Annotated in this window: 26 protein-coding genes; all 26 read right to left on the bottom strand. The window is 46.4% G+C overall.

The features are described from left to right. Positions 1-30: 30 nt before the first annotated feature. Positions 31-678, bottom strand: coding sequence for a BofC C-terminal domain-containing protein (locus tag AB4Z50_RS03615; protein WP_339207873.1), 648 nt, complete (start codon positions 676-678; stop codon positions 31-33). Between the two features lie 196 nt (positions 679-874). Next, entirely contained in the window at positions 875-3,232 is a 2,358-nt protein-coding gene (locus tag AB4Z50_RS03610; RefSeq protein ID WP_441875792.1) for a LysM peptidoglycan-binding domain-containing protein, read from the bottom strand. Positions 3,233-3,435: 203 nt separating this feature from the next. Then, a complete protein-coding gene (pheA, locus tag AB4Z50_RS03605; protein ID WP_430057746.1) occupies positions 3,436-4,305 on the bottom strand; it encodes a prephenate dehydratase in 870 nt (289 codons plus the stop codon). Continuing rightward, positions 4,302-5,297, bottom strand: coding sequence for a homoserine kinase (gene thrB / locus AB4Z50_RS03600; protein ID WP_441875789.1), 996 nt, complete (start codon positions 5,295-5,297; stop codon positions 4,302-4,304). Before thrB ends, pheA begins: the two co-directional genes overlap by 4 nt. A gap of 5 nt (positions 5,298-5,302) precedes the next feature. Then, positions 5,303-6,589 (bottom strand): homoserine dehydrogenase, encoded by a 1,287-nt coding sequence (locus AB4Z50_RS03595; RefSeq protein WP_076270847.1) that lies wholly within the window; start codon positions 6,587-6,589, stop codon positions 5,303-5,305. 24 nt (positions 6,590-6,613) lie between these two features. Further along, complete coding sequence (locus AB4Z50_RS03590) at positions 6,614-7,051, bottom strand: ACT domain-containing protein (RefSeq protein ID WP_076270848.1); 438 nt, start codon at positions 7,049-7,051, stop codon at positions 6,614-6,616. A 131-nt stretch (positions 7,052-7,182) separates the two neighbouring features. Continuing rightward, positions 7,183-8,508 carry a GTPase ObgE gene (obgE, locus tag AB4Z50_RS03585; protein ID WP_441875784.1) on the bottom strand — a complete coding sequence of 442 codons (1,326 nt, stop codon included), beginning with the start codon at positions 8,506-8,508 and terminating at the stop codon, positions 7,183-7,185. Between the two features lie 13 nt (positions 8,509-8,521). Beyond that, entirely contained in the window at positions 8,522-9,259 is a 738-nt protein-coding gene (locus tag AB4Z50_RS03580; RefSeq protein WP_441875781.1) for a Spo0B domain-containing protein, read from the bottom strand. Between the two features lie 63 nt (positions 9,260-9,322). Next, positions 9,323-9,457, bottom strand: coding sequence for a hypothetical protein (locus AB4Z50_RS03575; RefSeq protein WP_441875778.1), 135 nt, complete (start codon positions 9,455-9,457; stop codon positions 9,323-9,325). Between the two features lie 13 nt (positions 9,458-9,470). Then, positions 9,471-9,782, bottom strand: coding sequence for a 50S ribosomal protein L27 (gene rpmA, locus AB4Z50_RS03570; protein WP_076270851.1), 312 nt, complete (start codon positions 9,780-9,782; stop codon positions 9,471-9,473). A gap of 88 nt (positions 9,783-9,870) precedes the next feature. Next, positions 9,871-10,209: a ribosomal-processing cysteine protease Prp gene (locus AB4Z50_RS03565; protein ID WP_054027239.1), complete on the bottom strand. Its 339-nt coding sequence runs from the start codon at positions 10,207-10,209 to the stop codon at positions 9,871-9,873. A gap of 11 nt (positions 10,210-10,220) precedes the next feature. Next, complete coding sequence (gene rplU, locus AB4Z50_RS03560; protein ID WP_053374798.1) at positions 10,221-10,532, bottom strand: 50S ribosomal protein L21; 312 nt, start codon at positions 10,530-10,532, stop codon at positions 10,221-10,223. 206 nt (positions 10,533-10,738) lie between these two features. Then, positions 10,739-11,968, bottom strand: coding sequence for an Rne/Rng family ribonuclease (locus tag AB4Z50_RS03555; RefSeq protein WP_441875773.1), 1,230 nt, complete (start codon positions 11,966-11,968; stop codon positions 10,739-10,741). Positions 11,969-12,005: 37 nt separating this feature from the next. Further along, positions 12,006-12,887, bottom strand: coding sequence for a M50 family metallopeptidase (locus AB4Z50_RS03550; protein WP_441875770.1), 882 nt, complete (start codon positions 12,885-12,887; stop codon positions 12,006-12,008). After that, the gene (locus tag AB4Z50_RS03545) at positions 12,880-13,797 is read right to left on the bottom strand and encodes a peptidoglycan DD-metalloendopeptidase family protein (RefSeq protein ID WP_441875767.1); all 918 of its coding nucleotides are present in this window, start codon (positions 13,795-13,797) and stop codon (positions 12,880-12,882) included. The genes AB4Z50_RS03550 and AB4Z50_RS03545 overlap by 8 nt, the downstream gene beginning before the upstream one ends. A 162-nt stretch (positions 13,798-13,959) precedes the next feature. Then, positions 13,960-15,105 carry an FtsW/RodA/SpoVE family cell cycle protein gene (locus tag AB4Z50_RS03540; RefSeq protein WP_441875764.1) on the bottom strand — a complete coding sequence of 382 codons (1,146 nt, stop codon included), beginning with the start codon at positions 15,103-15,105 and terminating at the stop codon, positions 13,960-13,962. Positions 15,106-15,112: 7 nt separating this feature from the next. Continuing rightward, entirely contained in the window at positions 15,113-15,904 is a 792-nt protein-coding gene (gene minD, locus AB4Z50_RS03535; protein WP_054027234.1) for a septum site-determining protein MinD, read from the bottom strand. A 3-nt stretch (positions 15,905-15,907) separates the two neighbouring features. Beyond that, positions 15,908-16,573, bottom strand: coding sequence for a septum site-determining protein MinC (locus tag AB4Z50_RS03530; RefSeq protein WP_076270856.1), 666 nt, complete (start codon positions 16,571-16,573; stop codon positions 15,908-15,910). A gap of 65 nt (positions 16,574-16,638) precedes the next feature. After that, complete coding sequence (gene mreD / locus AB4Z50_RS03525) at positions 16,639-17,163, bottom strand: rod shape-determining protein MreD (protein WP_076270857.1); 525 nt, start codon at positions 17,161-17,163, stop codon at positions 16,639-16,641. Then, the gene (gene mreC / locus AB4Z50_RS03520) at positions 17,160-18,023 is read right to left on the bottom strand and encodes a rod shape-determining protein MreC (RefSeq protein WP_339207859.1); all 864 of its coding nucleotides are present in this window, start codon (positions 18,021-18,023) and stop codon (positions 17,160-17,162) included. The genes mreD and mreC overlap by 4 nt, the downstream gene beginning before the upstream one ends. Positions 18,024-18,081: 58 nt before the next feature. Further along, complete coding sequence (locus tag AB4Z50_RS03515) at positions 18,082-19,110, bottom strand: rod shape-determining protein (RefSeq protein ID WP_076270859.1); 1,029 nt, start codon at positions 19,108-19,110, stop codon at positions 18,082-18,084. 39 nt (positions 19,111-19,149) lie between these two features. After that, positions 19,150-19,839 carry a RadC family protein gene (radC, locus tag AB4Z50_RS03510; RefSeq protein WP_076270860.1) on the bottom strand — a complete coding sequence of 230 codons (690 nt, stop codon included), beginning with the start codon at positions 19,837-19,839 and terminating at the stop codon, positions 19,150-19,152. A 90-nt stretch (positions 19,840-19,929) separates the two neighbouring features. After that, positions 19,930-20,559 (bottom strand): Maf family protein, encoded by a 630-nt coding sequence (locus AB4Z50_RS03505; RefSeq protein ID WP_430057842.1) that lies wholly within the window; start codon positions 20,557-20,559, stop codon positions 19,930-19,932. Between the two features lie 54 nt (positions 20,560-20,613). Further along, entirely contained in the window at positions 20,614-20,856 is a 243-nt protein-coding gene (locus tag AB4Z50_RS03500; RefSeq protein WP_076270861.1) for a DUF4321 domain-containing protein, read from the bottom strand. Between the two features lie 61 nt (positions 20,857-20,917). Further along, positions 20,918-22,339 (bottom strand): SPOR domain-containing protein, encoded by a 1,422-nt coding sequence (locus AB4Z50_RS03495; RefSeq protein ID WP_441875756.1) that lies wholly within the window; start codon positions 22,337-22,339, stop codon positions 20,918-20,920. Positions 22,340-23,270: 931 nt separating this feature from the next. Beyond that, positions 23,271-24,665: a UDP-N-acetylmuramate--L-alanine ligase gene (gene murC / locus AB4Z50_RS03490; RefSeq protein ID WP_339207856.1), complete on the bottom strand. Its 1,395-nt coding sequence runs from the start codon at positions 24,663-24,665 to the stop codon at positions 23,271-23,273. Positions 24,666-24,667: the final 2 nt, after the last annotated feature.

Below are 24,667 nucleotides of genomic sequence, written 5' to 3'. Positions count from 1 at the left end.
CGCACGATGATGTGCGATCTCCTTTGTCACTTACTCTTGCTGATAGGCTGGGTTCATTACTTTCTGATTTTGCTCAATAGCATAGTCGCTATAGGTGGATAGAACACTATTATATTCTTCCATGTCGGTTATCCGAATCCCTTTGGTAAGCTGGTCCAGCTTATCCTGCGGCAAACTGCTCTCCATATAGCGAACGTCCAGCTGGAAAAAGGTTCGAACAACCTTTTCTTTTTTTGGAGCACCGTCATAAAGGGTAAGATTCCCTTTCTTGTCGACGCCCATATACGCATTCGCTTTACAATGCTCGGACAAATCCTCAATACGCTCTTCAAACTGAACGGTGCCCTGTTCTTGATTCAACATGACCTTCCACTCCGGATGTGCAAGCACTAGCTGAACAATCTCTTTACTCATCAATTGACCCAGAAGCTTCGATTCTTCGCCGCACACATATACGAGGCGCAGCTTTGCAGATAGCGCTCCATCAAGCTTCTCAAGCTCTTGAATAACGCTCGTTTGATTCGCTGATGGCTTGGGTGCAGCTGTGACAACATTTTTATTAGCGATAAAGAGCCAACCTGCTAGCAAGCAAAACATAATAACGCCTAACATCCAAACGGGACGCCGCTTTCTCTTTAAACGTTTCTTTAAGTTTTTCCAAAGGCTGAATTCCATCATAGGGAAGACCCCTTCTTTATATTTTTTGATAGTATGCGCCATAATTACATAAATATTCAAAACGATTTATTTGTAAGAATCCATAGTTTAAGCTGCTTGTCCGATACCTGTTTTTTCAAAAAAATGACTAGCATTATGTATTCATAACAAAGAAAGCCCCAAAGGATAGTAGACCTTTGGGGCAGCATACATTCATTTAACGATTGATCCAAGGGTGATTTCCACGTTTTTTCGGTTTATTAGGCCGTGTGGAAACTGTTCGAATAACTGCTTTTTTGTTCGATTTCTTTGGTACAACTATCTTTGCTGGTTTTTCAATTTGTACGTCAGCCGCCTTTGCAGTGTTTTGATCAGAACGATTTCCTTTGCAGCCGCAATCGTCTTGATTCATATTGCCTACACCGGCTGTTTGAGGCCAGCCTTGATTAGATGGAAACGGCTGTGCGTATGGGGAGAAACCAGCTACAGGATAACCATAACCGCCATCATTTTGCACTTGAACCGGCATTACATTCCCATGCCCGCCATGACCATAGCCGGAGCCATAACCATACTCAGGCTGCATGCTCGATGGGAAAGCCATCCCTTGGTTCGGCTGTGTTGCAAACGGCGATACCATGCCTTGGTTCGGCTGTGTTGCAATTGGCGATACCATGCCTTGGTTCGGCTGTGTTGCAAACGGCGATACCATGCCTTGGTTCGGCTGTGTTGCAAATGGCGATACCATGCCTTGGTTTGGCTGTGTTGCAAATGGCGATACCATGCCTTGGTTTGGCTGTGTTGCAAACGGCGATACTGCACCTTGGTTTGGCTGTGTCGCAAATGGCGATACCGCACCTTGGTTTGGCTGTGTTGCAAACGGCGATACCGCGCCTTGGTTCGGCTGTGTCGCAAATGGCGATACCGCGCCTTGGTTCGGCTGTGTCGCAAATGGCGATACCGCACCTTGGTTCGGCTGTGCCGCAAATGGCGATACCGCGCCTTGGTTCGGCTGTGTTGCCAGCGGTGATACACTGCCTTGGTTCGGCTGTGTCGCCAGCGGTGATACACTGCCTTGGTTTGGCTGTGTCGCTTGAGGGGACACCTTACCTTTATTCGGCTTTGTTGCCAGCGGCGATACCATGCCTTGGTTCGGCTGTGTTGCCAGCGGCGATACCATGCCTTGGTTCGGCTGTGTTGCCAGCGGCGATACCATGCCTTGGTTTGGCTGTGTTGCCAGCGGCGATACCATGCCTTGGTTCGGCTGTGTTGCCAGCGGCGATACCATGCCTTGGTTCGGCTGTGTTGCCAGCGGCGATACCATGCTTTGGTTCGGGAAAGCAGAAGTTCCGGCTACCATTTGACCACTTTCCTGCATGCCATGCTGGAGTGGATTTATCATTGGATAACCATAACCCCATTCAGGGCCAACGCCCATTGGCATGCTGGATGGAGATGGGTAACTGCCGACAAATACCATCCCCGGCGGACACTCAAATGGCGCCTCGTTGCCTTCATGCATTGGGCTTACCGTACTTCCGAATGGYACAGGTTGATGCCAATCTCCGTAACCGTAGCCATGTTCCATGTGAGCAGGCATGGTCATTGGTTGACCAAATCCATACCCCGACTGAATTGGCATGGTCATCGGTTGCCCATAACCATATCCCATCTGAGCCGGCATAGTCATCATTGGCTGATGATGCCCATATCCTCCGTAAGTAGGCTGTTGTGCAGCTGGCGAGATTGCTTCAGGTGCTTTTGGCAAATCATACAAGGATAATGCTTCGGTTGCTGGGATGCCATATTGCTTGAATAAATCAACATTTGGCTTGTATTCGGAATGAATCGGTTTTAGCTTTTTCTCAACAGGCTTTTCGATTGGCAGTGCCTTTTTGGCTGGCTCAACTGCTGCCGCCTTAGGGGCAGGAAGAGGAGCTGGTTCTACTGGCTTCACAATAGGTGCTGTTGGTTTTTTCTCTTGTACAGGTGCAACAGGCGTTTCAGGAGCAGGGGCTACCGGTGCTGGTGCAATAGGCGCAGTTGGCGTCTTGCCTGCAATTGGAGCTGTTGGTGTTTTTCCAATAATAGGCGCTGTAGAAAGCTTTCCGACCCAGCCCTGTACCCCTTGCATGATTGAGCTTGGGTGAAGGGCGTGATGACCTCCCGTGTTTTGTGCCACGCTCTGCCCAGCTTGTTGTCCAGTACCTTGGCCACCAGTTCCTTCAGTCATGGTTTCGCCTACTTTAGGGATATTCACAACTTCACCAGTAAGCAATACATTCGGATTTTTGAGCTGCGGATTCGCTTTAATCATATCCGCGAGCGGCACGCCCCAAGCTTTCGAGAGCTTCCAAAGGGTATCACCTTGTTTCACAATATGCTGATGCATGATGTCCATTCCACCTCCTGCGCCGCCCGCGATGCTTGAAGGAATTTTCAGCTTCATGCCAACATCAATGGCGTCCGGATTCGTAATACCCGGGTTCAGCTTCAAAAGCTCTTCGAGCGAAACATTATACTTTTGGCCGATAAAGTATAACGACTCGCCCTTCTTCACAATATGGATTTTCACTCGTTGTTAACCTCCTGTCACGTTCTGAATAACCAGGCACTGCTAATGCCTATTATCAATCCTTACATCCTATGCAGAATATGGGCAGGTGTCTCCACTTTCACAAAAAAAATAGTAAAAAGCCGAGTTCACCCAACAGAGTGAACTCGGCTTTCTATTCCAATATCGATTAAACCTAAGATGTAACGCACAACCAGCTATGCTTATTTCTTGAATTCAGTAAAGCTTGGATAGCTTCCTAATACGCGAACCTGACATCCGATTGCTTCAATTTCTTGAATGGCTGAAGGAAGCAAAACGGTATCAAGAGCCATATCAATGTCGATGAAGAAATAATAATTGCCGAGCTTCTTCTTCGTCGGGCGCGATTCAATTCGGGTCAAGTTGATTTTGCGCCATGCAAAAGCAGAAAGAACCTGGTGGAGCGCTCCCGGGTAATCCTCTGGCAATGTAATTAAGATGCTCGTTTTTATTTTATCGGATTTACGATCGGTATAGGGCTCTGATCCGACCAGCAAAAACCGAGTGTAATTATTATCATGATCTGTAATCTCACTTGCGAGAACATCAAGCTTCTCGTTCGCAGCAGCAGTCATCGTGCCAATAGCTGCCAAACCGGCATTCGGATTGTTTTGAACGATTCTAACGCCCTCAGCTGTACTGCTGACATGTTCTGTAACCGCATGCGGAAGATGTGTACGCAGAAATTGCAAGCACTGTGCGATCGCTACAGGATGGCTGATCACTTTAGTAATACGTGAGTAGTCCATTTCCCCATTATCGTTTAACAGTTCAGATTGTCGGCCGATCAAATTTTGAATGGAGGGATAAACCCACTCCGCTTGAATCGGAATATCAACCTCATGTACAAGCCAATCCATATGAAGGCTAACAGAACCCTCAATCGTATTCTCGATCGGAATGATGCTGTAATCACTTATTCCATTGACAGTAGACAGGAACACATCGGATATTAGCCGATGATGCTTCCAGTTTATTTCTTCACCGCGGAATAAATGTCTTGCTGCCTCATCCGATACGGAGCCAGCAGGTAAAACCGCTATCGTCTTCATCGCTTCATATCTCCTTTAATTCGATCCGGAAGAGGAATCGCAGGCTGCGAAGAAATATCCTCTATCGTAATTTGAGGACCTTGAGCGCTTGGCGACAGCCATAGCGTATTTGCTTCAATGCCCTCCTGCTTCAGTGTATCAAGCAGAAATGTTTCAAGCATGGATTCGCCCGAGCTGTGTGCAGCACCGGCTTCCGTATCCTCAATAAATGCAATCAGCGTCGGCCCTGCTCCGCTTAGCGCAGCACCAAGCGCGCCGTGCTCTACCGCGCGCTCCAGTATAGTTGCCATGCCGGGAATCAAGGCTGCACGGTAAGGCTGGTGCATCCGATCCTTCATAGCATGGCGAATCATACCTAGCTCGCCGCCAGCAAGCGCTGCGACGAGCAAAGAGCTGCGGCTGACGTTAAATATGGCGTCAGCCATACTGATTGAAGACGGAAGCGCATGACGCGCCTTCTCCGTCGACAGCTGAAAGGCTGGAATCGCGACAAGCGTCTTCAGCTTGTGATGCGGCTCAATTCTAATATAATCTGCTCGCTCCCCATCCCAAGCCGAGACGACAATGCCGCCGTATAGTGACGCGCCGACATTGTCCGGATGGCCTTCCAGCGCTGTTGCCATTTGGAACAGCTTATCATCCGTGAGCGGACTGCCAATCAATGCGTTCGCAGCAACCAGAGCGCCTACGATTGCAGACGCGCTGCTGCCTAGTCCACGAGTGAGCGGAATATCGCTGTGCATCGAAATCGAGAGCCCTGGCACGGATACGCCAGCTTCTTTGAACACAAGCTGCGCAACCTTATAGATTAAATTCGTTTTGTCCTTTGGCAATCCATTCATTTGATCGCCGTAAAACTGGAATTCTGTTCGTTCAGAGATGCTCATTTCAATCCAAGCGTATAGCGAAAGAGCCATCCCCAGCGTATCAAATCCTGGTCCGAGATTTGCTGTACTTGCTGGTATTTTTACGATTACTCTGCGATTGTTCATAAGATTTATCCTTCTACGCGATAGACGCTTTTCACTTTATGAACGACATCCAGTGAGTCAAACTTAGCAAGCACCTTCTGGATAGCTGCTTTGTTCGCGTCATGAGTGATGATGATGATCTCAGCTTCCGGATTAGACGGCGTCGGCTGCTGCAATACCGACTCCAAGCTGACCTCAAAGTCAGCGAATACTTGCGTTATGCGTGCAAGAACGCCGGCACGATCTGCCACTTTAAGCAAAATGAAATATTTAGATGAGATCTGCTCGTCAGTCTTGAGCTTCTTCTCTTTATAAGCAAGGCTTCCTTGCATGCCGTTCACACCAAGCTTCAGGTTTTTCACAACGGCCACCAAATCGGATACGATCGACGTAGCAGTCGGAAGCTCACCCGCGCCTGCGCCGTAGAACATCGTTTCACCAACAGCTTCGCCATATACATAAACCGCGTTAAACACGCCGTTTACCGATGCGATAGGATGCGATTGCTTCACCATCGTTGGTTGAACGCTGATGCTGATCAAATCATCCTGACGCTCTGCGATACCAAGCAGTTTCACTTCATAGCCAAGACGCTTCGCATACAAAATATCTTCTTTGGATACCGATGAAATGCCTTGAACGGATACATCCTCAAGCGCAACATTGGCACGGAATCCGATCGTAGCGAGAATTGTCATTTTGCGCGCTGCATCAAGTCCTTCGACATCAGATGTCGGGTCAGACTCCGCATAACCAAGTTCCTGCGCTTCTTTAAGCACATCTAGATACGAAGCGCCTTCTTGACTCATCTTTGTCAAAATAAAATTCGTTGTGCCGTTCACAATGCCCATAATTTTATTAATGCGGTCGGAGGCGAAACCTTCGACAAGTGTACGAATAATCGGAATACCGCCGGCTACGCTCGCTTCATACAAAACATCGCAGCGGTTTTCTTTGGCTTTGGCCAATATTTCAGGACCGTGCATTGCCATCAAATCTTTATTTGCCGTTACGACATGTTTGCCGAGGGACAGCGCTTCTAGAATATATTCTTTCGTAAGCCCAATTCCACCCATAACCTCAACGATAACATCAATTTCAGGATGGCGGATGACTTCCCAAGGATCCTCAGTTAGCTTGCTTGCATCCACTGCAATATTACGCGATTTGCTTTTATCTTGAACGAGCACCTTTTCAATTACGATCGGCGAACCGACCTGGCTAGCCAAATCATCCTGATGTCCCTCAACAATTCGAACTACACCTGTACCAACTGTACCAAGACCTAATAAACCAACTTTAACCGGCTTCATATATACCCTCCATTATCAATTCTGTTATCCTTGTCCGATGACCGAAGCTTTACGCACGCCTGGTTGACTGCGAAGCATTTCAACCAGCGATGACAGTTCTCCGGAAAGCTGCGAAATATCGACCGAAATGACGACATTAGCGAAACCTTGGAGCGGAATGGACTGATTCATCGTCAGCACATTGCCATCTTGGCTCGCCACCATGCTAAGTACGTTGGAGAGTACGCCTGAACGATGCTCCAAATCCATAGAAATGGTCGCAATACGTTCTCGTTCCAGCTCATTTAGCGCGTAGACACCATCTTTATACTTATAAAAAGCGCTTCGGCTAAGTCCAACACGTTCAACCGCCTCATGTACGGTTGCCGCATCTCCTCGGCCAAGCATCTCCTTCACTTGTATCGTCTTCATAATCGCTTCCGGTAAAATATCCTCTCGAACGACATAATAGCGTTTCGTCACTATACGTCCTCCTCAAAAAGACAATTGTTCACCTATAGTGGACATTATATCGAAATATACAGTTTGGGGCAATAGGCAAAACAAGAAAAGACGGCTTTCGCCGTCTTCATTTGTTAATATGTGCGAATGCTCTAGCCATTCGGATTATAGTCGCTGCCCTCGAAGAACTCAAAAGCAAAGTCGCCGATTTGAACCATATCGCCGTCTTTTGCCCCCATCTTGCGAAGCTCGGCATCGACACCCATTTTGCGCATCGTGCGTGCAAAACGCATAACTGCATCATAGGAAGTCAAATTCATCCGTTTCATGTAGTTGCTAATGCCAGCACTAACAATAACGAACACTTCATCTTCCTTATGAATGGTGAAAGTCGTTTCTTCGCGCTTCTCGTACGTATAAACTTTACGCTCAGCAACATCTTTCACATCCGCGATTTCAACTTCCTCTGAAACCGTATCAAGAATATCAGCTGCTTTATATAGTAGCTCCTGTACGCCTTTTTTCGTTAGCGAGGAGATTGGCAAAATTTCATATTGACGTTCACCGCTAACTTCTGCGAGCTTTTGCTTGAATAACTCAAGCTGCTCCTCAGAATCCGGCATGTCCATTTTGTTTGCAGCAATAATTTGCGGACGATCTGCTAGCTTCTCATTATAGAKAACAAGCTCCTCGTTGATTTTCACCCAATCATCAAAAGGATCGCGTCCTTCGGACGCTGACATGTCGATGACATGAACGATAACCCTCGTCCGCTCTACGTGACGAAGAAACTCATGACCCAGACCAACGCCTTCATGCGCTCCTTCGATAAGCCCAGGCAAGTCAGCCATTACAAAGCTGCGGCTATCCCCAACGTCAACGACACCTAGATTCGGTGTAATGGTCGTAAAGTGATAAGCGCCAATTTTCGGCTTAGCGCCAGATACGACAGATAGCAGGGTTGATTTGCCTACGCTTGGGAAACCAACAAGACCTACATCTGCCATTACTTTAAGCTCAAGAACAACCCAGCGCTCTTGTCCTTCTTCACCATTCTCCGAAATATAAGGAGCTGGATTGTTTTGCGTAGCGAAGCGAATGTTGCCGCGTCCGCCGCGTCCGCCTTTTGCAATAACGATTTGTTGACCGTGACGAGTCATATCCGCAATAATTTCTTGCGTATCGTCATCAACGATTATTGTACCGGGCGGAATCCGTACGATTGTATCATCAGCACCCGCTCCGTGCATGCTTTTTACTTTTCCGCGCTCGCCGCGATCAGCCTTGAAATGCTTCTGATAGCGGAAGTCCATCAGTGTACGCAGACCCTCGTCAACTTGAAATATCAAGTCGCCGCCTCGGCCTCCGTCGCCACCTGCAGGACCACCTTGTTCTACATACTTCTCACGGCGAAAAGAAACGATACCATCGCCTCCGTCGCCGCCTTTTACAAATATCTTCGCTTTATCGACAAACATGATGTGCCCCCGTTCATGCGCGCATTTCCGCCCTCAGCAACACCTTTGCATACGGCTGCTCGAAGTTGATCGGCTGCATTGGCGCGCCTTCCAACTGCTGTTGTATTTTTTGCTTCCATTGCTGTTCATTCATTAGTTCGCCATCATAATAGAAGGCTGCATACAGTGCATCCTCATCCAGCGATAGCTCCAGCGTAAGAACAGCAGCATTACCATAGCCAGGCTTAGCCGCAAACCGATATGCGTTAATCGTATGAATGAGCGTTTCGGCTATTTGATCGGCATCTGCCGTTATTTCGTTTAAATGAATGTCACCTTTAATTACAATTTGTAACTCCAGCGAATTCGATATCGTACGAAACGATTGAATATAACTAATCAGTGATGGAACCCCTAGCTTGGATATACTGCTCTCCACAGCCATCCGTTCACTTATTTTCTCCACATACTCGGCGGCTTTATCCAGCTTTTTGAGCCTAATATAGCCAAACACGACTTGCAGGTCGTTCATCCAGTCATGACGATGATGATTGAGAGTTCGTATTGCAGAGTTTTGCAACGATTGAATCGTTCGCGCAGTCCGCTCTGCGTGCTCTTTCCGTTCCGTTCGTATCCAGTAAGTCGCAACAGCTATAAGCCAAACGAGAAAGACAGCAGTTAACCACACTTGTTTGGGCCAAATAAGTACAGCGGCGCATGGCAACAAAATGGTTGCCGCCGCGTAATATTTCACCGTTGTTAAGCGTCCCATCGATTAAACCTACTTTCTTCGTATTTCCCGAAAATATAACAACGAATATATTATATTTCCCCGTCAAAGCTGCTTCAGCGTCCAAGACGCCTTAGGCATTTTTGCTTGCTTATCCAGTATATCACGCAGCCGTCCTACGGTCATCAGCCATGGAATAAAAAAACCCGGCCAAGCGATGCAGGCCGGGGCTTGTTGCATATATAAGGTTGTATTAAGCTTCTACTGCTGCAGCTACCGGAGCAAGAACAGCTGGATACACGCTCACTTTTTTGCGGTCGCGTCCCCAACGTTCGAACTTCACTACGCCTTCTACTAATGCAAAAAGCGTATCGTCTTTCCCGATGCCTACGTTAGTTCCTGGGTGAATTTTTGTTCCGCGTTGACGAAACAAGATGCTTCCAGCAGATACGGTTTGACCGTCAGCACGTTTAGCGCCAAGGCGTTTCGACTGTGAGTCACGTCCGTTTCTAGTGGAACCTACACCTTTCTTCGAAGCGAAGAGCTGAAGATTCAGTTTCAACATAGTTATTCCCTCCTTCTAAAGGATTGGTGAGCAAAGCTGCACCGTAAGCATGAACTAGAGGCTTGTAAAACAAACCTGCACCGAATGCTTACGCATTAAGATGTTCATGAATAACGACATGCTTGCCGTATGATTTTGCAATAGTGTCAAGCATAACCGCCATCGATTCCAGCAGCAGCTGCATCCGGCCGTCTGAAGCCTCGTCTGCAAGCGTCGGAATATCCGACGATAGCCAGCCGTTCTTCATCTTGGCAGGGAGCTCCTCTCCCGCTAGAGCTTCGATCGCGTTAACGGTACCAACCGAGATGGCTGATACACCCGCACAAACGATATCTTTGCCGGGCTTCGCATATTTAGCATGTCCTTCGACCGCAAATGATACGATACGTCTGTCAGCGGCTCTTCGTACAAAGGTAACTGTTATCATAGAAATTCCTCTTACGCTTGGATTTTCTCGATTGTTACTTTTGTGAACGGTTGACGATGACCTTGCTTACGACGATAGTTCTTTTTGGCTTTGTATTTGTAAACGATGATTTTTTGGCCTTTGCCTTGTTTCTCGACTTTGCCTGTTACTGTAGCGCCGGAAACAACCGGAGTTCCAGTTACAAGACCGTCACCTTTAGAAACCGCCAAAACACGATCAAACGTTACGCTTTCGCCTGCTTCAGAATCCAGTTTTTCGATGTAGATTACATCGCCTTCCTGAACTTTGTATTGCTTGCCGCCAGTTACGATAATTGCGAACATTGTTGGTGCACCTCCTTATTTTCGAAGACTCGCCTAATTCAGGTGGCTCACGGCATGCGCCGCAAACGCTTGTTTACCCAATCGGAGCGGTACTTGTACGTCCCATTCCAATGAGGTACGAGACACACACCCAAAGATTGTACCATACTATGCAAGCTATATCAATTCATCCAACAAGAAAATTTAAACTATTTATACAACTCTGATCATTTTATGTGCGCTCCGCAGCTCTCACAGCGCTCGATCAGTTGATGGACTGCATTCTCACGAGCCTTTTTACGCGTCATTTCAATTAATCCGAGCTTTGTCCAGCCCAAAATCGTACATTTGGTTTGATCATTGCGCGCTTTCTCTACGAGTCTTTGCATAACCTGCTCGCGATGGTTGTCCTGCTCCATATCAATAAAATCAATAATAATAATGCCGCCTACATCTCGAACTCGGAGCAATCTTGCAATCTCGTCTGCTGCTTCCATATTCGTACGAAACACAGTGTCCTCAAGGCCAGATGTCCCAATAAATCTGCCTGTGTTCACATCAATAACCGTCAGAGCTTCCGTCTCTTCCCATATGAGGTGCCCTCCGCAGGTAAGCTGAATTTTGCGCTCGAACGCTCTCGTTACCTGCTCCGTCACACGATACGTATCAAATAAAGAATTGCCTTGCCTTGATTCAAAACATTTTAACCGCTCACGAAGCTGAGGGGTCATTTCCTCCAGCAGTGCTGACGCTTCCTCAAACCTCTCCGCATTGTCTATCCATATTTCATCCATATCCATCGTAAGCGTGTCTCGTACAGCCCTCCGCATGAGACCTGCCTCTCTGTGCAGCTCGCTTGGCGCACTCGCTTCCACGCTTCGTTCCGAAATGCTTTGCCAAATCTCTCTTAACCCAGCGACATCGGCATGCAAAGACAGCTCGCTTTCAGCTCCAGCCGCCGTTCGTAAAATAATGCCTTCCTCCAGCTCACGCAGCTTCTCGCCTATGGCTCGCAATCTCGACCGCTCGCTTTCGGAACTGATTTTTTTGGAAACGCCAATATAATCGGCATTTGGCATATAAACAAGAAACCGGCCAGGCAGTGAAAAATGTGTAGTGACACGGGCGCCTTTGCCACCCAGCGGCTCCTTCATAACTTGTACGAGCAATTCCTGTCCAGGCTTGACCATATTTTGAATGAGCGGCTTTTCAGCTGGCTGTTTTTCCAAATGAGGGTGGAGCAGCTCATCAATGTACAAAAATGCATTTTTAGCTAGTCCTACATCTACGAAAGCCGCCTGCATGCCAGGCAGCACGTTCACGACACGACCTTTATAAACATTGCCAACCAAACTGCTTGCTTTTGATTTTTCCATAAAAAATTCGACTAGGCGGCCATTTTCCAGTACAGCGGTTTGCAGCATTTCACCGTTAACGTGCATCAACATTTGCTTCATTCCTGAATATCACCTGCCCGTACGCTTTTCATCTATTTTAACTGAAAAGTTCCGACACTGCACGATTCGGATTATTTTCGGACAAACATCCTTCTACAATTTTCTGCTCCGGAAGCACTCTGACCTCCTTGCTGTGCGACTCCACCATGTATATCAAATGATATCGCTCCCTTTGAAAGAGCCTTGCTACCGAGATGATTGACTGCTTGCCGCTTACGATTATAGGACTTGCAATGTGTCCGAGCCTCAGCGCCTGCAGCGTGATCCTTTCCCGGTACATCAGAAAACGATAAAACAAATATGGAACATTACGATAATATGTCCAGTTCGTCATCACAAGAAATATGCCGACAATGAGCAGATTGAGTTGAATGCCATCCTTATACACTAACCATGGAAGCAAGGAGACGATGATCATCAGCACACTAAAAAACAAGCTGATTCGCGCGCTCCAAATAAGCATTTTATAATAGTTAACCGTATAGCTTAATGCCGCCTGCAGCAGCTTCCCTCCGTCTAGCGGGTGAATAGGCAGCAGGTTGAACAAGCCGATCATTAGATTTGCTTTCCATACATACTCCGCCCATGCTAAGTCCCATATGCCAAGCTGCCCGCAGCCCCAAGCAGCTAGTCCCATCCAAACGTTTTGCAAGGGACCCGCAATCGCTACAATTGCTTCTTCTTTTGCAGGTACACCGCCGGCTTCCTCAACCTCTACAACACCGCCAAAGGGCAGCAGCTTTACTTCCTTTATCGTCCAGCCATAGCCCCGAGCTACAATAACATGGCCGATTTCATGGACAAGCACGAGTAAAAACAAGGTAATCAGCTCGGCAAAATATCCTGTCATGACCGACCCAAGCATAATGATAACGAACAACGGATGGACCGACCATAGGATTCCTTTCCATTTAATCAATCGGTATCACGCCCACGGGATCGATATACAAATCATTTTGTTTAACAGCAAAATATAGCAGGCTTGGCTGCGTACCTTCAGCTTTCAGCAGGTTGCCGATAGAATCCCCTGCCTCAACCCAGTCATTTACTTTAACACTTGTTTTCCCAAGCATCCCATATACGGTTACGCGCTGATTGACATGCTGGATAACAATAGTCGAACCTTGCGTGCTCTGATCTGATAATAGCAATACGCGCCCCGTCTCTGCCGCAACAACCTCTGCTTCAGAGCTTCCAGCAAGCTCTATACCATTAAGCATCTCCGCAAACGTTCGAACAAGCGATCCTCCTTCCAATGGGGTTACGATAGGCAGCTTTACCGTTCCATCCGCGCCTACCGCAGGTTCAGGATTGTCCTGAAAAATAGGAATAAAGGATGGAGCCCCGGCAAACATTTCCTTATACCAAGCAGCCGCAGCTGCAAAATCAATCTCATCCGTAAGCGCTTGTTTCACAAGCGCTTGTCCCTTGAGCGTGTATTCCGTATCATAGCGAAACATAGCCCATACCGCGCCAAATAACAGCAATGCTACTGCTAGCTTCCATTTCAGCTCCTTGCCGAAAGTATAATTATTTTTCCCGCCGCCTGATCTCGGATCGTTCCCATTCGATACAACTGGCCCTTTTACAAATCTTCTATTATCAACATACCCTTTGTCCTCGTTCCAATTTGCCCATGGATTAGGATTGGTTTTCCAAACGACCTCTGGATCAAGCTCCTCCGCCTCGTCTTCATCAAAATATTCGTGCTTGTATGGCATGCGAGGGTCTGAATATATGTCCTCTTCTTGTAAAGGCACAGAGTTCCGATCCCCTGTATTTTGATTTTTATGCTGATTGCGCCGCTTCTCATTATCCTTCATTAACATCTCATTTTTCCCCCGCTTCCATCGTCCTTGGGACAGCTTGTTCCTTTATACATGGATATGTGGGGATTGAGACAAGTATGCGAGCGCAGCTGATCATAAAAAAAGCCACCCCAAGATCGGATAACATCCGTCTCAGAAGCAGCTTTCTAACTTGGCTAACCTTTAGTCAGCCATCTCATATTTTTCTTGATGTGCCTTAATGCTGAATACAAGTCCGATTGACAACATATTAAGCAGTAGAGATGTGCCTCCATAACTAATAAACGGCAGCGTAATTCCCGTAATTGGCATAATTCCAATCATCATTCCGATGTTTTGGAACACCTGGAACACATACATGGACACGATGCCAATAATAATGTACGAGGCTCGCAAATCATAACACTTAAAAGCAATAATAATCATCCGATATATGAGCAAGAAATACAGAAGCAATAAGATGGCTGCGCCTTGAAAACCAAATTCCTCGCCGATAACAACAAAAATCGAGTCAGAATACGGATAAGGTACAAAACCGCCATTTTTCATATCGCCTTGCATATAACCGTCACCGTTTAAACCGCCTGAACCGATTGCAATTTGTGCATTTTCCGATTGATGTTTATCATCTGCAGTTGCCGTCTCCGGATTAATGAATGTATTAATCCTTTTATGCCAATGTCCCATTTCATTATCTTTCAAGTAATTGTAAATTTCTTGATTGAATGTATTGAACAGAGAAACAAAAAGGACAAGACTTGCAACAACGACCGTAATTCCTGTAATTACATGAGAATATTTGACATTCCCAATCCATAACATCCCTAACACGATGACTACGTATATGATCGCATTGCCGAGATCCGGCTGAATCATTACGAGCATAAACGGCAATAAAGCAAATGCTGCAATCGGAAGCAAATCTTGGGTGAACGTCAGCCGATCGCCTTGCCGTCGTCCCATAATATAAGCGATACCGATAATGAGTATAATTTTGACCATTTCCGCAGGCTGAAACGATAAGGAGCCGAACTGAAACCATCCTCTAGCCCCATTTATAACCGCTCCAAAAAAATAAACAAGAATTAACAATATAACCCCTATGCCATAAAGGACATGCCAGCTCTTGAGAACGATACGATAATCAAATAAGGTGGCTGCGATAGCTACAAAAAAGCCCAAACCGTAAAACTTCAGCTGTTTGATTTCATATCCGGCATACTTTGGATTATTTGCAGTTGCACTATAGACAAGTACGATACTGATAATCATAAGTAAAACTAAGATTATCAAAATTCCCCAATCCAGCTTTTTTAATTTGTTAAGCAAGTCGTAATCATCCTATTCCGAGGAACTTACGGAAACGTTTGAACGCTCCCGCCTTCTCATCAAGCAGCATGAGAGGAACCATGTCGCCAAGTATGCGGCGTGCGATGTTCCGGTAGGCGATTGCGGCACGTGAAGCCGGATTCATAACTGTCGGCTCTCCGCTGTTTGCAGCAGAAATAACTTTCTCATCATCAGGTACGATTCCGATCAAATCGACTGCCAGCACTTGACAAATTTCATCGATATCCAACATTTCCCCGGTTTTCATCATATTTTGACGAATCCGGTTAATGATTAGCTTACTTGGTATTTTCTCCTGCTCCAGCAGTCCGATTACACGATCGGCATCCCGCACTGCAGCGTTCTCAGGTGTAGTAATCACGATAGCCCGATCGGCACCTGCAATTGCGTTTCGAAAGCCATGCTCAATCCCCGCTGGGCAATCAATAATAACATAGTCATGCTCTTTCTTGAGCTCTAAAATCATATTTCGAACTTGTTCAGGCGTAACAGAATCCTTATCCTTCGTCTGTGCGGCAGGAAGCATGTACAGCTCTTCAAAGCGTTTGTCCTTAACGAGCGCCTGATTCAAGCGGCAGCGGCCCTCGGCAACATCAACCAAATCATAAATGATTCGATTCTCAAGTCCCATAACCACGTCCAGATTGCGAAGTCCAATATCTGTATCAACCATGCAAACCTTCTTACCAAGTAAAGCTAGCGCGGTACCCAGGTTCGCCGAAGTGGTCGTCTTGCCGACGCCGCCTTTTCCTGATGTTACAACAATCGCTTCTCCCATATTCTACACTCCTTTAAACATTATAGGATTATGCCGTATGCGGAATAATTGCGCTAGCTTATCAATTTGCATTCTACCTTCACTTAAGAAGGCGAACTCCATAGAGGCATCGCCGGTCATCCATTCCTCTGGCGGTCTGCTGATTACATCCGCAATGCGGAGCTGAGTTGGCCGCATGAGTGAAGTCGCTATAATCACGTCCGTCCTCCCGCCAATCCCAGCATGCGCGGTTCCGCGCAATGCACCCAGCACATATATGTCACCTGTACACATTAAAGTACCGCCTGGATTCAAATCGCCGATTAAAAGTAAATCCCCATCATGCTCATAAGTTTGGCCTGAGCGTATAATAGACGTGAGCACTTGCAGATTAGGTTGCTGTCCGAGCTGAGGATCGATCTTAGGCGCTTCAGACTCAACAGATTGAACCATTAGGTTTCCTTGTGAACGTATCACGTTTTTGATGCGATCTTTATCATCATCAGAAATCTGCCTGGATCCAAGCTTCACCTGAACGTGAACAAGGGGACCTGTGAGCAACTGCTGATGCGTCTTCTCCAGCTTGTATTGCAATTCATCTAGAAGCGTCGCAAATTCACATTTATCGTCGAGAAGGAACACGAGACCTTCTTTTACACCCTTAATAATAATATGCTGCTTATCGGTCACGTTCGTCCCTCCCCAACCTAATGGATTCTTGCTAAGCTGGGCAAAATCCTGCCTGCAGCAATATTTTATTCCTCATCCTTCTCTGCTTTGACCAATGTCTGCCCTTCAAACCATTTTCGCGCCGGTACATAACACAAGAGTGCAAACGCCAGCTGTAAAAATAAACTAGGAAGGATATGATCGATAAGAGCCCATGCATAACTTTCATTCGTAATTCGAAATGCCTTGTAAATGAAATATATGGCGCTGTCATATAGAATGCAGGCAAAACCCACAACAGAAATCGCCATCATAAGCGTTGAACGGCGATGCTCCAGCAATACGCCAGTAAAGTAACCCATTAAACCCATAATAAACGCATTAATTCCAAGCAGATGACCAAAGTATACAATATCCTGAAGCAATCCGAAGCTTATGCCAAGCATGAGTGCAAGATGCCTTCTGCTATATAGACCTGAGAAGATGACCATTACAAATACAAAGTGAGGAATGATCCGTTGACCGAAGCCGGCTGGAATAATCCACGGCATCACTGCTCCCTCGATAACAAACAAGAGCAACATGAGCAGGATGATTCGGTTCAAGCTCATTTCTCGGCTTCCTCCATTTCAGGGACCTGAACAACAAATACCTCAGTCAGATGATCAAAACTTGCTGATAGCTTGACCGATGCCGTATATGTAAGGCCGAAGTCGCCAAGCTGCTTGTTTTCAACCGTTCCGACAACGAGTCCTCTTGGATAAATACCGCCTAGGCCAGATGTAATAACTGTATCTTGAAATTCCATTTTATCGTCTTCGGCGATTTTCGTCATAACGATTCTAGACGTTTCCTTGTTGTAGCTGCTCAGAACACCAAATGATTCATTCTCACGACCCATAATCGTCACAGCAATGGAGTTGAACGTTGGTGATGCTTCGTCAAGTTCTGTAATTGGAGTAACAGCTGCCGAATTGGGGGTTACTGAACTTACAAGACCGATCAACCCCTCTATGGTTGTTACGGCCATATTCGGTTTGATGCCATCTCTGGAACCTAAGTTAATCGTCATCGTGCGGTTATTCGCATCGTTGCTGATCGATACAACCTGTGCGATCAAATAATTATAATTGTACATCTCTTTCTGACGCTGTGTGAACGAGAGTTCTGCCTTTAAACGTTCATTCTCTTTTTCTACGAAATTGTAATTAATCTTGTCACGAGAATAAGCTGCAGCTGTAAGGCGCAGCTGCTCATTTTCTTCATAAATCGTACGTAAATTACTAATATCCTCGAAGAAGCCCGCTATATAACCAGCGGGCTTGTAGAACCATTGCTGCACGTATGCTGCCGAATCCTTCAAAAATTTCTCCGGCCACGATAATTCCTTGCGGTCGCTTAGCGAGAAGCCGATGACCGCTATGAATAAAATAAACCCGATCATAAGCATAAACATACGCTTATTTCTCATTAGCTTAAACAGCTCGACCACCTGCCCATTTCATATCCGTTTCCCCATCGGACCTAACTTAGCGTCTCGAACGAGATGAGCTTCTTGCTTTAAATAAATGAATATTATCGAGCGAGCGGCCAGTACCGATCGCAACACAATCAAGCGGATTGTCGGCAACAATAACAGGCATGCCTGTCTCTCTTTGAAGCAGCTTGTCCAGATTGCGCAGCAAGGCGCCGCCGCCTGTGAGCACGATACCGCGATCCATAATGTCCGCAGACAACTCCGGCGGGCATTTCTCCAGCGTTACTTTCACCGCGTCAACAATGGCATTAACGGTATCTGCTAATGCTTCTGTAATCTCATCGGATGTAATCGCTAGTGTCTTAGGCAATCCCGATACGAGATCGCGTCCACGAATTTCAATCGTTTCTGGACGATCCAGTGGAAGTGCTGAACCAATTTCCATCTTCAGCTGCTCGGATGTACGTTCCCCGATCATGAGATTGTATTGTCTTTTAATATATTGAATAACCGCTTCATCCATCTCGTCACCAGCTACACGAATGGATCTCGCCGTAACGATTCCGCCTAATGAAATAACAGCAACCTCTGTTGTACCTCCGCCAATATCAACTACCATGCTGCCTGTCGGCTCCCATACAGGCAAATCAGCGCCAATCGCTGCTGCGAATGGTTCTTCAATCGTATAGGCCTCACGAGCTCCGGCTTGTTTAGTCGCATCCTCGACCGCGCGTTTCTCAACCGCTGTAATGCCTGACGGCACACAAACCATAACGTTTGGATGACGAGGGAATAAAGAACGCTGCTTTTGAGCTTGGCGAATAAAATATTTAATCATCGTAGCAGTCGTTTCAAAATCAGCGATAACGCCATCTTTCATCGGACGAACAGCACGAATGTTGCCGGGCGTTCTACCGATCATTTTTTTGGCTTGCTCGCCTACTGCTTCAATTGTTTTTGTATCTGTACGAAGGGCCACCACAGAAGGCTCCCTTACCACAATTCCTTTTCCCTTGACGAATACCAACGTATTCGCTGTTCCTAAATCAATACCCAAATCTTTCGAAAAACCACCAAACATGTTCTTGCTCCCTTCTAATTGCCACATCACTTTATTATATTACATATGACCTTGTTCCTTCAAACTTACGAATCTTCCGTCACCGATTACCAAATGGTCAAGAACTTCTATTCCGACTAGCTGTCCAGCCTCCGCTAAACGTCCCGTTAACGCAATGTCTTCTGGGCTTGGCGTAGGATCGCCGCTTGGGTGATTATGAACACAAATGATAGATGCGCTRTTACGTGAAATAGCTGCACGAAATACTTCTCGAGGATGTACTAGCGATGCATTAAGCGTACCGACAGATAAGGTTTCGCGGGCAATAATATGGTTTTTTGTGTTTAAAAACAAACATACGAAGTGCTCCTTCTTCAAATAGCGGAGCTCTTCCATCACATATTCCGCAGCATCCTGCGGCTTGCGCACAATAACCGTCTCACCAAGCTGACTCCGGGAAATTCTTCTTCCCAGTTCAATGCCAGCACGAAGCTGAATCGCCTTTGCCGGACCAATTCCTCTAATGGCTGTTAATTGTTCCATGCTCATATCCATTAAATTACGCAGGCTGCCGCATTGCTTAAGCACCGCTCCTGCCAAATGTACGGCGGATTGCCGCTTCGTACCTGTGCGCAGCAGTATGGCTAACAATTCGGTATGGCTAAGTGCTTCTGCCCCATATTTCATCATGCGCTCTCTTGGACGTTCTTCATGGGGGACTTCACGCAAAATCATAGGTTGCGGCAACATGTCCCAATCCCGCCTCTTCGAAAAAATGAATTATTCATATCCTGCCACATTCATGAAAAAAAATCCGATTGAAATCAATTAAGTTACCTTTTAAAAAACAGCAATGTCATAGGAAGCGAGCATGTCTGAGAGAAGCGATAACGGCAAGCCAACGACATTAAAATAACAGCCGTCAATTTGCTCTACAATCGTCGCTCCAAGTCCTTGTATGCCATAAGAGCCCGCCTTGTCCCTCGGCTCGCCGGTAGCAACGTACCTAGCAATTTGATCCTCACTAAGCGGCTTCATCATTACCTTCGTTTTGCGATGGGCAACCAATGCTTCCCCGCTTGTAGAGAGAACACAAGCAACTCCTGAATACACTTCATGGGAGCGGCCTTGAAGGCGTCTAAGCATAGACTTTGCCTCTTCGTCGTCAGCAGGCTTGCCAAGCACATCTCCGTCAAGCACGACAATGGTGTCCGCACCAATAATTAAAGACGTTGGTACCTCCTGCTTTTGTTGCAGCAGGGGTATGGCTGCTTTTGCTTTGCGCAGGCTGAGCTGCTCTACAACTTCCGATGGCGACCAGCCTGCTTCAATCGTTTCATCCGTATCAGTAGACAAAATATAAACCGGCAAAGAAAGGTCCAGCGATGCGACCAGTTCCTTCCGGCGCGGTGACGAAGAGGCCAGTACTAGCTGGCTAATCGCTTCGTTGCGTAATTTTTTATATTCCATAAATTGAATGCTGCGCTCCTTCATGCTTTCCTTCATGCATCAATGTCTGCTGCTCTACATTTTGCGGTATAACCATATTGCAATTACGGCTCCAATTAAGCTAAACAAGCTGAATTGCAGATGAAGCGTTAGGTTGAAACTGAGCACATATAGATCGACAGCAGGTGACCATGATGTTTCGATTGGTTTCGTTAAAAAAGAGATGCCTGGAACTGGAGTCAGCCATCGCGCTACTAGAGCACCAGCCAACAATCCAAATATGATAAAAATGAGAAGAATCCAGCCGTTTTTCTTCATCTTTCAACGCCTCTCGCCATGAAATGACACCTAAGACTATTATACGCATGAACCTATTCGTTTACAATGCGCTGATCTTCTCAAACCATTCTTTTTGCGTAATGATCACTTTCATAACTTCCGCTTGTGTCTTCCACAATTGTGCTTGAGAAGGCTTTTTATCGTACTCTGCCATCGTCTTTGCTGCCGCATTCATCGCTTGATTGATTTTATCCAAATATGCCTTACCTTCCGCATCTACTATACCTATTCGCAGCGTTTCCGCGTTTTCTGTCCATGTTTGATGCTCGGCTTTCCACGAATTTGCTGCAACATCGCCAAGCGGCGATAAGGTCGGCTGTTCCAGCTGGGCTACTGTTAATTCATCCAACATTTGGACGACTACAGCCGTTTGATCAAAGAAAGATTGTGCTGCTTTTTGATCGCCTTTAAACGGTATTTTTCCTGGATTTACTATATTTACTTCTTTGATATAAAGATCGATTTCCGGCATCATATTCCGAATAACCTGAGCTCCTTTTCGATCTGTACCCATGCCTACATATACGCGATAATCAGCAGCACTTGTCATAGCAGCACCAGCAAGCCCTTTCTCGGCCAATTGCGCCATTGCGGCATCCCTGCCCTCTGTATTGCTAAACACGCCAAATTGCAGCAAATAATAAGAACGATCCAGCCCCTTAAGTGCAGCCATCGCAGTATTCGGATCTGGTTTTGCTGCAGGGTCATTTTTATTTTCAACGCCCGCTTCCTTGCTTTCCTCACCTACACCTGCAACCGGTTCTTTGCCTGTTCCTTCTTGGACAGAATCACCAATCACGGGTACTGAGTCAGGCTTATTGCCAGTTCCTCCCGGCCAAATGCTTGCCCCCGTAAACAATGACAACAATAAATAACCAAACAGCGCTCCAGTAGCAAGCGCAGCCGTCACTGACAAAAATACATTAAACCATGATGGCGCTCCAGCCTTACGTTTCGCTCGCGCATAGTTCACTCTTTTTATACTGATTTCGTCATCAACGAACTCTTCCTCATACGCTTGAATCGGCTCCTGCATATATTCCCTATCTGAATACCTTTCCTCATGTGTCTGTAGATCCTCAGGCTGCTCATAGGGATCATCCATAAAAGTTGGTTTTATCGTTTTTTTCTTCTCTTTTGGAGGATTGGGCTGAGCCTGTTTTGGAGTGGATACTGGCTTCGAATCAGCATCTCTAATAAGCTGCTCCAATGCGCCAATATCCTCTTGGAACGGACTGTTCCATGGACTCACTTCGCTGACGGAATGCTTTTCTGTCGATGGGTATAGAGGAACAACTTTCTTGGAAATCATTTTATTCGCATTGTTATTAGAGTTGTTGGGTGATGCTGCTTTATGATCGAGAGCCTCTTGTTGATTGTCATTGCTGCGGCTTTCTTCGTTAACGGACTGTCCATTGCCATTACGGTCAAAACGATAAGTAATACGGTTTTTCTGAGTCATTTCATCCACTCCTTGTCCCTTTCATCTAGTATTAATCTATGAGACATTTGAGAGATTTAGACCCATGCCCTTAGAGGGTTGTCTACCAAACCTTCAAAGGTTTTATTTTAAAGAGATTACAATTTCAAACTTCAATTTCAAACTTAAAAGATTAAAACATTTTCGAACCCACCCAAACCCTCCCTTCCAAGGGAGGGCCCCAAGGGTTGCACCCTCTGGACACCCGCAACTCAACTAACGTACAACCACATCCGGCGTCCAACAGTTCATGCGGCGTTGGAGCGCTTTGTCCCTTTGGGACCCGCTGGAAGCTTCTAAAAACCTTGCTGTATCCTCTGAGACTCCCAATTGAAATATTAAAAGTCTGCAACTAGCGTTAATAAGCAAATGTCGCTTGGAGTGAGCTTCGTCCCTACTTAGACACGCTGGAAGTTTCTACAAACCTTACTGCATCCACTAAGACTCGCAATGGGACTAACAAAAGCCTGTCCCGCTTGGATTCGCTCGGTGCTTCTTAAAACCTTGATGCGTATTCTGAGACCCGTAAACGGATTATTAAGGGTCCGTAATTTTTGATTGTAGAGATTATGAGGTTTAGTGCACTCCGTCCCGCTGGGAGGCTGTGGAGGCTTTTTAAAGCATAGGTTATTGGGTTGTTGAATTATAAGGTTAATGAGCTAGTGCTAGTTTAAGTGGGTTGATTAGATCAGTGAATGAGTGAGTGAATGAGTGAGGTAAAGAGTGAGAGGTTTATTAGGTAGTGAGTACAGGCAATTGAATTGGGGGACAGGGAATTGGATTAGTGAGATTCAACTTTATCGATTTTTGAAGCTAATTTTATGTGGGCTTATTTAGAACCTTTCTTACGAAAAGTCCTATGCTTATACAAAATGCCCGGTGATTCCGATATGGAATCCCGGGCATTAGCTGCTTATTGGTTTGATTTTAACGATTTCGCTAACGAATCCGCTACCTTCCAAATGTCGCCTGCTCCCATGGTGATAACAAGATCGCCTGGTGCGACCCGCTCAGTCAAGTATGCAAGCACTTCTTCTTTGGTTGGAATATACTCGGAGTTCGCGTTGCTGTTGCTTTTGATCAGCTCCACCAGCTTGCGGGATGTTACTCCTTCGATTTGCAGTTCGCCTGCCGGCGAGTAGATGTCGGTAATAATTACCTCATCGGCCTCTGGGAATGCGCGGCTGAATTGCTCGAATAAGAAAAACGTCCGCGTATAACGCTGTGGTTGAAACACGGCAATAATACGCTTACCTGTTGCTTTTGCAGCGCTGATTGTCGCTCTGATCTCCGTTGGATGATGCGCATAGTCATCAATGACCAATATGTCATTAACTTCCCCAAGCACCTGGAAGCGGCGTTTCGCGCCTCTAAATGATTGAATCGCGACAGCAATTTTGTCAAAAGACAAGCCTGCTTCGAGACAAGTAATTACAGTAGCCATTGCATTGTACACATTATGAAGACCAGGAACAGACAGCTCCACATCTCCAAGCAATGCCCCTTTATGCGTCATTGTAAAGGTTACCTTCCGGTCTCCAAGTACAACATTTTGAGCTTTATAGTCTGCATCGCCGTCAATGCCATAAGTCACTAGCTGCGATGAGTTCATATTGCCTTGATATACTTGCGGTATCAATTCGTTAACCGTCTCGTCATCCGCGCATACAATCGCCTTGCCGTCCGCTTTCACCTGCTGCAAAAACTGCACATAAGCAGCCTTCAGCTTGCCGAAATCGCCATCATAATTTTCAAGATGATCCGGCTCAATATTCGTCACGATAGCAAGCGTAGGGTGATAATGAAGGAATGAACCATCACTCTCGTCCGCTTCCGCTACGACGTATTCACCTTTGCCCGCTTTTGCGTTTGTACCTACATTAACGATTTCGCCACCGATAATATAGGTTGGATCCGCACCGCAAGATTCCATAACAAGCGCGATCATTGAAGAGGTCGTCGTCTTGCCATGTGCGCCGGCTACTGCGATTCCTTTGCCTGCATTCATCAATCTAGCCAGCATTTGCGATCGATGCAAAACTGGGATGTTGAGCTCTTCAGCTGCTTTCCGTTCAACATTATCTTTGGAAAGTGCCGTAGAGTATACGACCAAGTCCGCTCCATTCACATGCTCGGGCTGATGACCGATATAAATGCTGGCACCATTTGCTGCAAGCTTCTCTGTTAATTCTTGACGTGCGACATCGGACCCGGTCACCTTATAGCCCATTTCCAGCATAACGCGGGCAATGGCACTCATTCCGTAACCGCCGATTCCGATGAAATGAACGTGTTCTGCCGTATTCAAAG

The sequence above is a fragment of the Paenibacillus sp. 2TAB26 genome (assembly GCF_052115145.1).
Classification (GTDB): Bacteria; Bacillota; Bacilli; order Paenibacillales; family Paenibacillaceae; genus Pristimantibacillus.
This window is presented reverse-complemented; position numbering and strand designations above follow the sequence as displayed.

What these genes read in the sequence shown, in the direction of transcription:
- AB4Z50_RS03495 (WP_441875756.1), bottom strand. Translation starts at nt 22,339, where the DNA reads ATGACTCAGAAAAACCGTATTACTTATCGTTTTGACCGTAATGGCAAT.
- thrB (WP_441875789.1), bottom strand. Translation starts at nt 5,297, where the DNA reads ATGAACAATCGCAGAGTAATCGTAAAAATACCAGCAAGTACAGCAAAT.
- mreD (WP_076270857.1), bottom strand. Translation starts at nt 17,163, where the DNA reads ATGAGCTTGAACCGAATCATCCTGCTCATGTTGCTCTTGTTTGTTATC.
- AB4Z50_RS03615 (WP_339207873.1), bottom strand. Translation starts at nt 678, where the DNA reads ATGATGGAATTCAGCCTTTGGAAAAACTTAAAGAAACGTTTAAAGAGA.
- AB4Z50_RS03575 (WP_441875778.1), bottom strand. Translation starts at nt 9,457, where the DNA reads ATGCAACAAGCCCCGGCCTGCATCGCTTGGCCGGGTTTTTTTATTCCA.
- AB4Z50_RS03595 (WP_076270847.1), bottom strand. Translation starts at nt 6,589, where the DNA reads ATGAAGCCGGTTAAAGTTGGTTTATTAGGTCTTGGTACAGTTGGTACA.
- minD (WP_054027234.1), bottom strand. Translation starts at nt 15,904, where the DNA reads ATGGGAGAAGCGATTGTTGTAACATCAGGAAAAGGCGGCGTCGGCAAG.
- rplU (WP_053374798.1), bottom strand. Translation starts at nt 10,532, where the DNA reads ATGTTCGCAATTATCGTAACTGGCGGCAAGCAATACAAAGTTCAGGAA.
- AB4Z50_RS03500 (WP_076270861.1), bottom strand. Translation starts at nt 20,856, where the DNA reads ATGAAGAAAAACGGCTGGATTCTTCTCATTTTTATCATATTTGGATTG.
- AB4Z50_RS03580 (WP_441875781.1), bottom strand. Translation starts at nt 9,259, where the DNA reads ATGGGACGCTTAACAACGGTGAAATATTACGCGGCGGCAACCATTTTG.
- AB4Z50_RS03515 (WP_076270859.1), bottom strand. Translation starts at nt 19,110, where the DNA reads ATGTTTGGTGGTTTTTCGAAAGATTTGGGTATTGATTTAGGAACAGCG.
- mreC (WP_339207859.1), bottom strand. Translation starts at nt 18,023, where the DNA reads ATGAGAAATAAGCGTATGTTTATGCTTATGATCGGGTTTATTTTATTC.
- AB4Z50_RS03505 (WP_430057842.1), bottom strand. Translation starts at nt 20,559, where the DNA reads ATGGAATATAAAAAATTACGCAACGAAGCGATTAGCCAGCTAGTACTG.
- pheA (WP_430057746.1), bottom strand. Translation starts at nt 4,305, where the DNA reads ATGAAGACGATAGCGGTTTTACCTGCTGGCTCCGTATCGGATGAGGCA.
- AB4Z50_RS03555 (WP_441875773.1), bottom strand. Translation starts at nt 11,968, where the DNA reads ATGAAGCAAATGTTGATGCACGTTAACGGTGAAATGCTGCAAACCGCT.
- AB4Z50_RS03565 (WP_054027239.1), bottom strand. Translation starts at nt 10,209, where the DNA reads ATGATAACAGTTACCTTTGTACGAAGAGCCGCTGACAGACGTATCGTA.
- rpmA (WP_076270851.1), bottom strand. Translation starts at nt 9,782, where the DNA reads ATGTTGAAACTGAATCTTCAGCTCTTCGCTTCGAAGAAAGGTGTAGGT.
- AB4Z50_RS03545 (WP_441875767.1), bottom strand. Translation starts at nt 13,797, where the DNA reads ATGTTAATGAAGGATAATGAGAAGCGGCGCAATCAGCATAAAAATCAA.